Here is a 12,489-nt window from a genome sequence, read left to right as displayed (position 1 = left end):
CTTCTGGGGCATTCCTGCATCCTCCATCTGGCTCGAAAGCCTACTTCAGGGAGGACCACTTTTCAGGGGGCAGGCCAGCGGCGGTGCCGAGTTCCGGCTTCCGAACGACCAGCTGCGGCTCACCACTTTTTTGTTTTGTTAGCGAGCATTGGCTGGCATTGAAAGGGTCTGGACATATCTTTCTGTATTCGGTAAGTATTGAATAAACTATTCGTGCCCGTATTGCGGTTTTTGCTCTGAGTTCCCATAACATGGTCAGGATGTAAAACAGTCGTATGCGGGAGGCAAGATGTACGTTGTCCCACATTTATTCGCATCACCTCGCCAGAGACTGGCGGGGGTGACGGCTCGTAAACGGGCCAACCTGTCCGGCATTCGCCCCCTGACGGGGGCTCAAGCCGGGACCGGTCTTGCGGACCCTTGCGGTGTCCGGGAGGTGCGTCATGGGGCGTAGGGCGCTTTGCCGCCGAGGCCCTCCAGGCCGCCATCCTGCACGTGCGGCTGCCGGGTCCTCAGCGCGCCTTTATCGCCGAGTGCGCCGAGCGCGGCGGCACGTCCGTGGCCGACTATGTGCGCGGCGTACTCGCGGGTGTGCGACGCCGGCCGTACCGGCGGCGGTTCGAGCGGCTGAAGACCGACGCGAAGATCCGGGTGCGGATGACGGTGGCGGAGCTGGACCGGCTGCGGTCGCTTGCCCGGGAACGTGGCATGAGCCTTGGGCGCTATGTGCGCCTGGTGCTGTCCGGGGCCCGGCCGCGGGGTCGGTCTGCGGCTCCGCAGGCTCTGAAGCAGGTCGTCTACGAGCTTCAGTCCATGGGGGCGAACTTCCGCCAGCTCGCCGCGGGCCTTGGCGATCCCGACTATCTGGAATGGCGCACCCACGTCGCCGTGATCCTCGTCCGCGACTGCGTTCGGGCGGTGGACCAGGCCGAGGCCATGGGAGAGTTGCTAGGTACGATCAACTATGCCGGTCATCTGCTGAACGGGCTGGCCTACCGTGCCAATGCTGGCCACGCCGTGACCGAGGTTGAAGAGGCCGACGTACTAGAGGCCGTGGCCGCTGCGCTCAAGCCGCTCGAGGACTGCGTCTGGGCGGCAGAGGCCGCGTCCGGCCGCTAGGGCCGGCTCTGGGTAGCGGGCGAGGCGATCGGTCATGCGGTTCAAAGTGGGCAAGCAGCAGCCGGCGAGCTTCCGGGCGGCCGCCCTCTATCTGGCAGGACAGACCCGCAAGCATCGCGAGGCAGAGCGGGCGCGGCAATCGGAGCGCGGTGGAGGAGGTCCGGATGGTCGGAGCGACGACGGTCGCCTTGGCGAGACGTCGAGCCCGGCGTCCCGGGGCGAGCGGGTGCTCTGGGTGGAGGAACGCGGCCTTGGCACCACCGATCCGGAACAGGCCGCCCGTATCATGGCGATCACTGCCGAGCGCTCCCAGCGGGTGCGCCAGCCCGCCCTCCACTTCATCGTGGCGTTCGATCCGAAGGACGCCCGCCGTGGCCGTGTCGATGCGGAGTCCATGCGGGAGATTGCCGGCGAGCTCACCGAGAAGCTCGGGCTGAACGACCACCAGATGCTGATCTATGCCCATGGCGATCGCAAGCATCCCCATCTCCACTTCCTGGTGAACCGCGTCCATCCCGAGACGGGCCGGGCCTGGAGCCAACGCAACATCGGGCTGAGGCTCACCACGCTCTGCCGCGAGATCGCCGAGGCGCGCGGCCTCAATGCCCTGAAGGAGCGGAACCGCGAGCAGGAACGCGGGAGAGACAGCGATCGCACCGGACCCGTCTCCGATGGCGAGTATCGCACCGCGCAGCGGGAGGGCCGGGAGCCGAAAGCGCCGTTCGACCGGGAGGCGCTCGCCGACCTCAAGACCAGCCTCGCCCCTGCCTTCCGCGACGAGACGAGTTGGGCAAGCCTGAGCGGCCGGCTGGCCACCCAGGGCTTTTATCTTCGCGCCAAGGGCCAGGGCCTGATCGTCACCGACGGCCGCGCCTATGCCAAGCTCTCCCAGCTCGGCAAGACCATCCGCCTGAAGGAGCTGGAAAACCGCTTCGGCGAGCGCTTCGCCGACTACTATGCGCGCGAGGCAAGAGGCCTCGTTGCCGGACGCGAACGGGACGGACGGGGCGTTGATCGCAGATCGGAGAATCGCTCCCACCAAGCCCGCACGGATCGTGACCACGCCGGGAGCGGGTCGACGGGCAACGAGCGCGGCGACCTGGACAGCCTCCACCGTGTTGAGGCCGCCGACTTCGAATACCGACGCTGGGCGCTCCTCGACGAGACGCTGACGGCTTCGGAGCGCCAGATCCAACGGACGGACCGCACGACACGCAAGCAATCCTTCGAACTCGATCGCAACCGTGGCCGCGAAGTCGTGACCTACGACCGCATGCTCGTTCATATGAAGCGGCTCTTTGCCGACCCGGCCAAGGCCCACGCGCGCTGGACGGCGCTGGAGCGGGAGCTCGGCGTTGGTGACGCGGCCGAGCTGGTCGGCAAGACGCCCGGCCTTCTCGGCAGCATGAGCCGGGATACGAAGGTGGGCCGATCAGGCCGCCCCACGGCCAAGAGCTGGGAGGCCCTGCAGAAGGCCCGGACCCGATGGCGCGACGCCCAGGCGGAGCTGGAGGACACACGGTACAAGATGCAGCAGGCCCGCCACGCCGCCGACCGGGTGCGCTCGAACTTCCGCCACCTCCAGGCCCAGGTCGGCGAGCGCGATCTGGTCAAGCGCTACCTCCGACGCTCGATCCGCCTGCGCGCCCGCGCCCTCGACCGGGTCAATCATCGCATGTTCGAGAAGAGCCGCCTTGCCGACGAACGCATCGAACAGCTCCATCGGGCATGGCGACGACACGACGAAAGGGAGAGAGAACGCAGGAGGGGACGTGGCCGGTAACGCGGAGCGCCGCGGGGATGGTGCGGGCGAGCCACCGTGCTGCCATGAAGTCGAAAGAGACTTCACCATCAGCTGCACTCCGCGCCGGTAAGAGGAGAATACCGATGCCCTACTGCGTTCTGGGAACGGGTCCAGGCGGGGAACTCTGGATGGAGGCGGCCGAGACCGCCGAGGTCGCCGTAGAGATCTCTCGCTGCATGGACTGCGATGGTGGCCACAGCCTGAAGGTCATGACGCCGGAGTACGACGTTTTCGATCCGGATCTGTTCGAAGCGTTGACCAGAAGCGGGCTGAAGCACACTGGCGGCCAGGTGATCGCCGCACCGGTCACGGCACACTGAGCGCCAGGCGGATTTGACCGCTCTGCGGCTGGAATCCGCTGGCTGGCCTACTGTTCCATCGGCGGCCGCCCCCAGAACGCGATTTTCTCCGCGCGGTCGACCCAGCCGACGATGAAGCGCAGGATCCGCTCGCCCTGATCGGTGATGGCGATCGCCGTGCACCGGCGAAGCTCGGTGCCATCGGCAATGCTCGATACCTCCCGGATGGAATGGAGGCCGAAGACCACGAGATCGTCGTGCTCGGCCGCAAAGCCCGCCTGAACGATCCGTCGACCCTCGTCGGCGTTGCAGGCCGGTAGCTTCGGCGGCGGCTTGGCGGTGGCCAGGCCGATCGTCACGCCGAAGACGGCGGCCGCAACCGCGATCATCGTGAACAGTTGCCAGGTGGCGGCGGTGTTGGGATTGGCGTTCGGGTCCATAGCGGTCTCTCCCTATTTTGCTTTCGTGGTGTCTAGCTTTCGCCCTTGCGGGCTTTCGCCCCGCGCTCGGCGAGCGCCTTGCGCGCCCGGAACGGGTCCTCGGCGAACCAGCGGTTCTTGCGCGCTTTAATTGGCGGACAGGCCTGGACGAACAGGAGCTGGTGTGTGGTTGGCAGGGCCATGACTTCGTCCGGCGTCATCAGCTTGCGCGCCTGCAGTCCTTCGCTCGTGGAAAAGTGGTTGGGCAAAAGCGACAGCGGTCCGGCCGTCGCCCGACTGATGCTGGGAGCGACCACCGTGCGTGTGCCGAGCATGTTGGAGAGCTCGGCGGCGGTCGCGTAGTCGGTAACGTTGAAGGCCTGGCGCACCGCGCAGTTGGCGATCATGGAGCGCCAGCGCGGATAGATCTGCATCAGCTGATCGAGGTCCTGGAAGAACAGCCACAGGCTGGCGCCATAGCCGGCGAGCCAACCGATACCGGCCTCGATCGGCTCCATCCGTCCAAGGGCCGCGGTCTCGTCGAGGAAGAAGACGACGGGGTCGCGCCGCGCCGTGCGGGCGCGGGTGGTAGCGACCAGTGCCAGTCCGACGAAGAGACGCACGAACGGGCGATAGGTCTCCAGGAGCTCCGGCGGCAGGACCAGATAGAGGCTCGTCGGTCTCCGTTTCAGATCCTCCATCATGAAGTCGGAGGCTTCGGTGGCCCGGGCAAGCATCGGGCTCTTCCAGATTTTCATGTGCGTCTGGGCGGTGGAGATCACGGCGGAGCGCTCGCGGATCTCCTTCTGGGAGAAGCCCCGTGCCATGGCGGCAATCCCGGGATGGTCGAACGCGAGGATCTCCTCAAGAAGGTCCTCGAACCCATCCTGGTCGCGCATGAGAAGCGTCCAGACGTGGCTAAGTGTCCGCTCCGACCCGCTGCGGGCGTGAGCCACATACAGAAGCAGGCAGGTGATCAGCGCCTTGGCTTCGCTGTCCCAGAAGGTCTCCGGACCACTGGAGGTCACCAGCATGTCGGTGATGAGGGTGGCGTCGTCGATCTCTTCCGCCTCGCCAACCCGGATGAAGTCGACCGGATTGAACCGGGACGTCTCCACCTGCCGATCAAAAGGGGCGACGGCATGCACGCGGCCAATGCTCTCTCGAAAGGCAGCGCTCGCCGCATGGTTCTCGCCCTTCGGATCGATGACGAACACCGATCCCGGATGGTCGAGAAGATTGGGAATGATGGAGCCCGCGCCCTTGCCGGAACGGGTAGGCGCAAAGGTCAGCAAGTGCCCCGGCCGGTCGAAGCGCAGGAACGTCCGCCCCATCCGACCGAGAATGAGACCGCGGCGGCTGCGGAGACCATGGAAATCCAGGTCGCGCCTTGTTGCAAAGCGGGCCGAGCCATGGAGTGTGGCCCATCGTCGGTGTCGGCGGATCCGCAGCCAGAGCCCAGCGCCCAGACCAACACCGAGCAGCACCACCACAGGCACCAGGCCCCAGGCAAACACCAGGAACAGGCCGACAAGGACGACCAGCGTGCGGCCGAGAAGCCGCATCGGGGCACGCACGAGCAAAGCCCAGAGGAAGGCCAGAGCGCGCATCGGCGACGCCTCCTTCGTTTATTGCAACCACCTGCTTATGGGTGGCGGCACGAATGGAGGCGGCTTTTGCTTGCGGAAATGGGAGAACTGCGAGAGGCTTGAAGATGTTGCCAGCCGAATACAGGCGTCGCGTTCCCGTCGTTTATTGCAACCCGAGCGGCTGGCAACACCTCTTTATGGGCGGACAGGCCCGATCAACACCTGACATCTCCCGAAAGTGAGTATGTTTTCTACCTCGTCGGGGGGAATCTTCTCGACGATGGTGTTGAATGCCGCTCGTCGTTTCTAAGTTCGTTCAAACTGCTATCAGGGGACGGCTTGCTCCCGATCGGACTTGCGCCGTCGTCGCCCCGCTGATTGACACCGATCAACCCACCGCTGCCCGATCCGCGCGAGTGTCTCGGGACTGGCGGTGCTGCCGGAATCCGGCCGCGCTCGCCCAACATGATCAATCGTCTTCACGGAGGGAAGCGTCATGGTGGACGAGGCTCACGTCGTGCGGCTCGAGGCGCTAAGGCGCGGCGACGTCGCCCGCGTCGGCGGCAAGAACGCCTCGCTTGGCGAGATGATCGCCACGCTCGCCGAAAAGGGCGTGCGGGTTCCCGGCGGCTTCGCGACGACGGCCGACGCCTACTGGGACTTCGTCGCCCACAACACCCTGGAAACGCTGATCTCCGACACGCTGGCCGAGTATGATGCCGGCACCCTGTCGCTGGCGGAGGCCGGCCAGACCATTCGCGCCGCCTTCCTCAGGGGCAGCTTTCCCGACGCCACGATCGCCGCCATCGAGACTGCCTACGACGAGCTCTGCCGCCGCGCCGGCCGCGACGACCTCGACGTCGCGGTGCGCTCCAGCGCCACCGCGGAGGACCTGCCGGACGCCAGCTTTGCCGGCCAGCAGGAGACCTTCTTGAACATCCGCGGCAAGCGCGCGCTGATCGACGCCTGTCGGCGCTGCTACGCCTCGCTGTTCACCAACCGGGCGATCAGCTACCGGATCGCCAAGGGCTTCGACCACATGAAGGTCGCGCTGTCCGTCGGCGTGCAGCAGATGGTGCGCTCCGACACCGGCGGGGCGGGCGTGATGTTTTCCATCGACACGGAGACGGGGTTCGACAAGGTGGTGCTCATCACCGCCGCTTGGGGCCTCGGCGAGAATGTCGTCCAGGGCGCCGTTGACCCGGACGAGTACCAGGTCTTCAAGCCGCTGCTTTCCGACCCGGCGCTGACGCCAATCGTAGAAAAGGTGCGCGGCGCAAAGTCGGTGAAGATGATCTACGCGAACGAGGATGGACGGGCGACGAAGAACGTGCCCACCTCCAAGGCCGAGCGTGCCGCCTTCGTGCTCGACGACGACGAAGTGCTGGCGCTCGCCCGCTGGGCCTGCCTCATCGAAGGCCACTACGGCGTCGCCATGGACATGGAGTGGGCGCGCGACGGCGAAAGCCGCGAGCTCTTCATCGTCCAGGCCCGACCGGAGACGGTGCATTCGCGTGGCGACAGCAAGGAGCTCACCTCCTTTCGGATCGGCTCCAAGGGCCGGACGCTTTCGACCGGCCTGTCGATCGGGGCAGCGATCGTCGCCGGCAAGGTCTGCGTCATCGCGACCGCCAAGGACATCGACCGCTTCGTCGACGGCTCGGTGCTGGTCACCCGCACCACCGACCCGGACTGGGTGCCGGTGATGAAGCGCGCGGCGGCGATCGTGACCGATCTCGGCGGCCGCACCTCGCATGCCGCGATCGTCAGCCGCGAGCTCGGCCTGCCGGCGATCGTCGGCACCGGCGACGCCACCCAGGTGCTGCACGACGAGCAGGAGGTGACCGTCTCCTGCGCGGAGGGCGACGAAGGCTACGTCTACGAGGGAACCGCGGCCTTCGAGGCGGTGCCGCTCGACCTCGATCACGTCCCCGACACGCGCACCAAGGTGATGCTGAATCTCGCCAACCCCGGTGCAGCGTTCCGCTGGTGGCGGCTACCGGCCGACGGCGTCGGGCTGGCGCGGATGGAGTTCGTGGTCGCCAACCACATCAAGGTCCACCCGATGGCGCTCGTCCACTTCGACACGCTCGCCGACGAGGAGGCGAAGCGGGCGATCGAGGAGATGACGGCCGGCTACGCCGACAAGGAAGAGTATTTCGTCGATCGCCTGTCGCGGGGTCTCGCCCGGATCGCCGCGGCACGCTTTCCCGATCCGGTGATCGTGCGCATGAGCGACTTCAAGACCAACGAATATGCGGGCCTGGTCGGTGGCGCAGCCTTCGAGCCGAAGGAAGAGAATCCGATGATCGGCTTCCGCGGCGCCTCGCGCTACTACTCGCCGCGCTACCGGGAGGGCTTCGCGCTGGAGTGCCGGGCGATCGACCGGCTGAGGGGCAATATGGGCTTTTCGAACGTGATCGTGATGATCCCGTTCTGCCGCTCCGCCCGGGAGGCCGACCGGGTTCTTCAGGTGATGGCGGAGAACGGCCTGAAACGCGGCGAGGACGGGCTGCAGGTCTACGTCATGTGCGAGATCCCATCGAACGTGATCCTCGCGGCAGCCTTCTCCGCCCGCTTCGACGGCTTCTCGATCGGCTCCAACGACCTGACCCAGCTCACCCTCGGCGTCGACCGCGACTCCGCCGAGCTCGCCGAGCTGTTCGACGAGCAGGACGAGGCGGTGAAGTGGATGATCCGCAACGTTATATCGGAGGCCCACAAGGCGGGCGCGAAGGTCGGTCTGTGCGGCCAGGCCCCGAGCGACCATCCGGAATTCGCGGAATTCCTGGTCGAGTGCGCGATCGATTCCATTTCGGTGAGTCCCGACAGCTTCGTCGCCGTGAAGGCGAAGGTGGCCGAGGTGGAGCGGTGAACCCCGTCCAGCCTGAACAGAGGGGCACGCAGCGGGAGGAGGCTGCGCGATGAACGAACGCGATGCCCGGGGATCGCACGCGGACATGCCTGCCGGGCTGGAGGCGGTTCTGTTCGACATGGACGGCGTCATCACGATAACCGCGCAGGCGCATGCGGCCGCCTGGAAACGCCTGTTCGACGAGTTTCTGCGCGCCCGCGCGGAGGCGGGCGGCGACGCGTTCCGTCCGTTCGATCCGCAGCGTGAGTATCGGGAGTTCGTCGACGGCAAGCCGCGGCACGCCGGCATCAGGAGCTTTCTTCACTCGCGTGGCATCGAACTTCCCGAGGGCACGCCCGAGGATCCGCCTGACGCCGAAACCGTGCTCGGGCTTGGCAGGCGCAAGCAGGACTACTTTCTCGCGTGGCTCAAGAACAACCAGGTCCGCAATTATCCGGGAACGCTGAAGCTCATCCACGACTTGCGCACGATGGGCATCAAGGCGGCGGTCTTTTCCTCAAGCCGCAACGCGGAGGAGGTCCTGCGCAACGCCGGCGTGCTCGACCTGTTCAATGCCAAGGTCGACGGGAACGATCTGGCAGCGCTCGGCCTTTGCGGCAAGCCGGATCCGGCGATGCTTCTCGAAGCGGCCTCTCGGCTCGGCGTCAGTCCTGGCCGTACTGCGGTCGTCGAGGACGCCATCGCGGGCGTCGAGGCGGGGGTGCGCGGCGGCTTTGCCCTTGTGGTTGGTGTCGACCGCGGCGCCTATGGTGATGCCTTGAAGGAGGCGGGCGCGCACATCGTCATTGGCGATCCGAGCGAGTTGTTCGTCGGCAAGGATCGCCGCATCGCCGTAAAGACTACCGGCGATCTGCCGGCTGTCTGGGACTGCGAACGGGAGCTGCGCGCGCGTCTGTCGGGCCGCCCCCTGGCGGTCTTCCTGGACTACGACGGCACGCTCACACCCATCGTCGAGGATCACACCAAGGCTTTTCTGGCCGACGACATGCGGTCCGCGATTGCGGAACTGGCCAGGTCTTGCAAGGTCGCGGTCATTAGCGGTCGGGACCTTCAGATGGTTCGAAAACTGGTCAAGCTCGACACGGTCTTCGTGGCGGGAAGTCATGGCTTCGAGATCGCCGGCCCGGGTGGGGTGGGCGACCGCCTGCAGCGTGGCACCGAGTTCCTGGCCGAACTCGATGAGGCGGAACGGCGCTTGCGCGAAGACCTGTCAGAAGTAGCCGGCCATTCGGTCGAACGCCAGCGGTTCTCCATCGCCGTTCACTACCGCCATGCATCGGACGCGGACAGGCCCCGGATCGAAGCTGTCGTCGACGAGGTGCTGTCGGAATGTGGCGGGCTCCGGAAGGGCCATGGCAAGAAGATCTTCCGCATCCAGCCCGATCTCGACTGGCACAAGGGCCGCGCGGTGCTCTGGCTGCTGGAGCGGTTCAGGCGGGATGATCCGGATCTCCTCCCGGTCTACGTGGGAGACGACATCACCGACGAGGACGCATTTCGGGCGCTGGCCGGGGTCGGCCTCACGATCGTCGTGTGCGATCATGAGGAACGGCGAACATCGGCGGATTATGCGCTGGCGGATACGGGCGAGGTCAGGCGCCTGATGGATTGGCTCACGGTGGCGACCGCTGGGACGCCAGATCGAGGGGAGCGGGGCGATGAGGACTGAGCCGCGCGACTGGTCGCTCGTCTACGAGGACTACCGGCCCGAGCAGGAAGGATTGCGCGAGGCTCTGTGCACGCTTGGCAACGGGTATTTCGCGACGCGTGGCTCCGCCGCCGATGCCTCGGCCGACGACATCCACTATCCAGGCACCTATATCGCCGGCGGCTACAACCGGTTGGTGAGCGAGGTCGCGAACCGCCACGTGGAGAACGAAGACCTCGTCAATATGCCGAACTGGCTGCCGCTGACGTTTCGTGTCGACGACGGCACCTGGTTTCGCATGGACGATGTCGAAGTCCTGTCCTTCCGTCAGGAGCTCGATCTCAGGCGGGGCGTGCTCAAGCGCGATATCAGGTTCCGGGACGAGGCGGGCCGCACCACGCGATGGCGCGAGCGCCGTCTCGTCAGCATGGCCAATCAGCATCTTGCCGGCCTTTCTGTCGAATTGACCGCGGAGGACTGGTCGGGGCGTCTCACGGTCCGCTCAGGCCTCGACGGGGACGTGGTCAACAGCGGCGTGCCGCGCTACCGCGCTCTGGCCAGCCGGCATCTCGAAGTCCTCGAACTGGACCATCTTGGGGCCGACACCCTCTTCCTGCGCTGCCAGACGAGCCAATCCCTGATCCAGGTCGCGCTGGCGGCGCGCACCCGTCTTTACCGTGGGGATCGCGAAGCGGAAGCGGAGTATCAGACGCAGACCCTGAAGGGTCAGATCTGGCAGGAGATCGCCTGTCCGATCGGGCAGAGCGCTTCAGTCAGGATCGAGAAGATCGCTGCGCTTCATACCTCACGCGACTGGGCGATCAGTGAGTCGGGGCTCGAAGCGAAAAGAACGCTGGGCCATGCCGGGTTCTTCGACGCATTGCTCGCCGCTCAGGAGACGGCTTGGCGGCATCTGTGGGATGATTGCGACATCGAGCTTACGGACGGCGTGGCTGAGGACACGGAACTCAAGTTGCGCGTTCACATCTTTCACCTGCTGCAATCCGCCTCGCCGCACACCATCGATCTCGATGTCGGCGTCCCTGCGCGCGGTTGGCACGGTGAGGCCTATCGGGGCCACATCTTCTGGGACGAACTGTTCATTTTCCCATTTCTCAGCCTCCGCATTCCGACGCTTACGCGCGCGCTGCTGCACTATCGCTATCGCCGGTTGCCGGAAGCGCGGCGCGCAGCACGCGCGGCCGGCTTCCAAGGAGCGATGTTTCCCTGGCAGAGTGGCAGCAATGGGCGGGAGGAAACCCAGCATCTCCACCTCAACCCGAAATCCGGCCGCTGGAAACCCGACAACTCGCATCGCCAGCGGCACATCAATTCGGCCATCACTTACAATGTCTGGCAATATTATCAGGCCACGGACGATCACGAGTTCATCTACGCCTATGGTGCCGAATTGTTTCTCGAGATTGCCCGTTTCTGGGCCAGCATCGCCACCTACAACGCCGCGATCGACCGCTACGAGATCAAGGGGATGATGGGGCCGGACGAATACCATACGGCCTATCCCGGCGCCGACCCCGAGATGCAGGGCGGCATCGACAACAACGCCTATACCAATGTCATGGCCTCCTGGGTGCTCACGCGTTCCCTCGATGTCCTCGAACTCCTGCCCAAGGCGCATTGCATCCAGCTGTGCGAACGCATTGGCCTGGACCTGATGGAGACCGAGCGCTGGTACGACATCAGCCGGAAGCTCCGCGTGCCGTTCCACGATGACGGGATCATCAGCCAGTTTCAGGGATATGAGGACCTCGAGGAGTTCGACTGGGAGGGATACCGGAGGCGCTATGGCGACATCCATCGACTTGACCGGATCATCGAGGCGGAGAATGACGACGTAAATCGCTACAAAGCCTCCAAGCAGGCCGATGTGCTGATGCTGTTCTATCTGTTCACGGCCGACGAGCTATGTCTCATATTCGAGCGGTTGGGCTATCCGTTCGAGCCCGCGAGCATCCCCAAGAACATCGACTACTATCTCGCCAGGACGTCGCACGGCTCCACGCTGAGCAGCGTCGCCCACTCCTGGGTGCTTGCGCGCTCTGACCGTCCGCGCTCATGGCGTCATTTCCGGCGCGCTCTCGACAGCGATATCGCCGACGTGCAGGGCGGTACCACCCCGGAAGGCATTCATGTCGGCGCCATGGCCGGGACCATCGATCTGATCCAGCGCTGCTATATCGGCATCGAGATGCGCGCCAACGCGCTGCACTTCGACCCCGCGCTTCCCGACGATTTACGCCAGATCAAGGTGCGGCTGCGCTATCGGCGGCAAGTATTAGATATTGAGGTCGATCACGACACGCTGCGGATCGGCAGCCGATCGTTCACCTCCGCCCCGATCAAGGTGGCGTACCGCGGCCACTATCGGGACCTGGCGCCAGGCGAGGACTGCCAGTTCCGGCTGATCAGACCGGAAGAGCGCGATCGCGACGAGAACCGGACCATGAGTGCCGCAAGGGCCTGAGAAGTATGAAAAGGCGGGCCCCTTGCCCGGCTCGTCACCGGGTCGTATGGCTTCGTCTGCGGGTCCTTGCGCATATAGGCCAGGTAAGGAACGGCCACGGTGACGTAGGTGGCGCCGTTCGCCTTGAGCGTTTCGACAAAAAACAGCAGCCTGCAGAGCTTATCGTTGACGAGACCCCATCCGCTCCGTGTATGGCATCCTTCCCACTCGAAGCACCCCCGGTTGACCCACGACAGTACGCCGCGGCTCCT

The 12,489-nt window shown here is 65.4% G+C and carries 9 protein-coding genes; 6 read left to right on the top strand and 3 right to left on the bottom strand.

The genetic code is table 11. From position 1 onward, the window contains the following. The first annotated feature begins 420 nt into the window (after positions 1-420). The 3 genes from HNS03_RS23460 (at position 421) to HNS03_RS23450 (ending at position 3,243) form a co-directional block, all read left to right on the top strand. A complete protein-coding gene (locus tag HNS03_RS23460; RefSeq protein WP_367198472.1) occupies positions 421-1,119 on the top strand; it encodes a hypothetical protein in 699 nt (232 codons plus the stop codon). Positions 1,120-1,153: 34 nt separating this feature from the next. Further along, positions 1,154-2,902, top strand: a complete 1,749-nt coding sequence (locus HNS03_RS23455; protein ID WP_367198471.1) for a relaxase/mobilization nuclease domain-containing protein — start codon at positions 1,154-1,156, stop codon at positions 2,900-2,902. A gap of 104 nt (positions 2,903-3,006) precedes the next feature. Then, positions 3,007-3,243 carry a hypothetical protein gene (locus HNS03_RS23450; protein ID WP_367198470.1) on the top strand — a complete coding sequence of 79 codons (237 nt, stop codon included), beginning with the start codon at positions 3,007-3,009 and terminating at the stop codon, positions 3,241-3,243. A 47-nt stretch (positions 3,244-3,290) separates the two neighbouring features. Here the strand turns inward: HNS03_RS23450 and HNS03_RS23445 are convergent, their stop codons facing one another. Next, positions 3,291-3,662, bottom strand: a complete 372-nt coding sequence (locus HNS03_RS23445) for a hypothetical protein (protein WP_367198469.1) — start codon at positions 3,660-3,662, stop codon at positions 3,291-3,293. Between the two features lie 32 nt (positions 3,663-3,694). Continuing rightward, positions 3,695-5,251 carry a type IV secretory system conjugative DNA transfer family protein gene (locus HNS03_RS23440; RefSeq protein ID WP_367198468.1) on the bottom strand — a complete coding sequence of 519 codons (1,557 nt, stop codon included), beginning with the start codon at positions 5,249-5,251 and terminating at the stop codon, positions 3,695-3,697. A 475-nt stretch (positions 5,252-5,726) separates the two neighbouring features. On the opposite strand from HNS03_RS23440, the gene ppsA reads away from it, so the two are divergent. Genes ppsA through HNS03_RS23425 form a run of 3 tightly spaced genes read left to right on the top strand, consistent with a single transcriptional unit; the run spans position 5,727 to position 12,238 of the window. Continuing rightward, a complete protein-coding gene (gene ppsA / locus HNS03_RS23435) occupies positions 5,727-8,105 on the top strand; it encodes a phosphoenolpyruvate synthase (protein WP_367198467.1) in 2,379 nt (792 codons plus the stop codon). A gap of 49 nt (positions 8,106-8,154) precedes the next feature. After that, positions 8,155-9,774: a trehalose-phosphatase gene (gene otsB / locus HNS03_RS23430; protein WP_367198466.1), complete on the top strand. Its 1,620-nt coding sequence runs from the start codon at positions 8,155-8,157 to the stop codon at positions 9,772-9,774. Then, on the top strand, positions 9,764-12,238 hold the full coding sequence (locus tag HNS03_RS23425) for a glycoside hydrolase family 65 protein (RefSeq protein WP_367198465.1): 2,475 nt from the start codon (positions 9,764-9,766) through the stop codon (positions 12,236-12,238). The genes otsB and HNS03_RS23425 overlap by 11 nt, the downstream gene beginning before the upstream one ends. Here the strand turns inward: HNS03_RS23425 and HNS03_RS23420 are convergent. Then, positions 12,136-12,474, bottom strand: a complete 339-nt coding sequence (locus HNS03_RS23420) for a ribose-phosphate pyrophosphokinase-like domain-containing protein (protein WP_367198475.1) — start codon at positions 12,472-12,474, stop codon at positions 12,136-12,138. The two genes, HNS03_RS23425 and HNS03_RS23420, sit on opposite strands and share 103 nt — an antisense overlap. Positions 12,475-12,489: the final 15 nt, after the last annotated feature.

Source organism: Amorphus sp. 3PC139-8 (genome assembly GCF_040750475.1).
Lineage (GTDB): Bacteria > Pseudomonadota > Alphaproteobacteria > Rhizobiales > Amorphaceae > Amorphus.
The sequence above is the reverse complement of the archived record's forward strand: the minus strand, read 5'-3'. Positions and strand labels throughout refer to the sequence as shown.

What these genes read in the sequence shown, in the direction of transcription:
- HNS03_RS23455 (WP_367198471.1), top strand. Translation starts at nt 1,154, where the DNA reads ATGCGGTTCAAAGTGGGCAAGCAGCAGCCGGCGAGCTTCCGGGCGGCC.
- HNS03_RS23450 (WP_367198470.1), top strand. Translation starts at nt 3,007, where the DNA reads ATGCCCTACTGCGTTCTGGGAACGGGTCCAGGCGGGGAACTCTGGATG.
- HNS03_RS23445 (WP_367198469.1), bottom strand. Translation starts at nt 3,662, where the DNA reads ATGGACCCGAACGCCAATCCCAACACCGCCGCCACCTGGCAACTGTTC.
- HNS03_RS23440 (WP_367198468.1), bottom strand. Translation starts at nt 5,251, where the DNA reads ATGCGCGCTCTGGCCTTCCTCTGGGCTTTGCTCGTGCGTGCCCCGATG.
- ppsA (WP_367198467.1), top strand. Translation starts at nt 5,727, where the DNA reads ATGGTGGACGAGGCTCACGTCGTGCGGCTCGAGGCGCTAAGGCGCGGC.
- otsB (WP_367198466.1), top strand. Translation starts at nt 8,155, where the DNA reads ATGAACGAACGCGATGCCCGGGGATCGCACGCGGACATGCCTGCCGGG.
- HNS03_RS23425 (WP_367198465.1), top strand. Translation starts at nt 9,764, where the DNA reads ATGAGGACTGAGCCGCGCGACTGGTCGCTCGTCTACGAGGACTACCGG.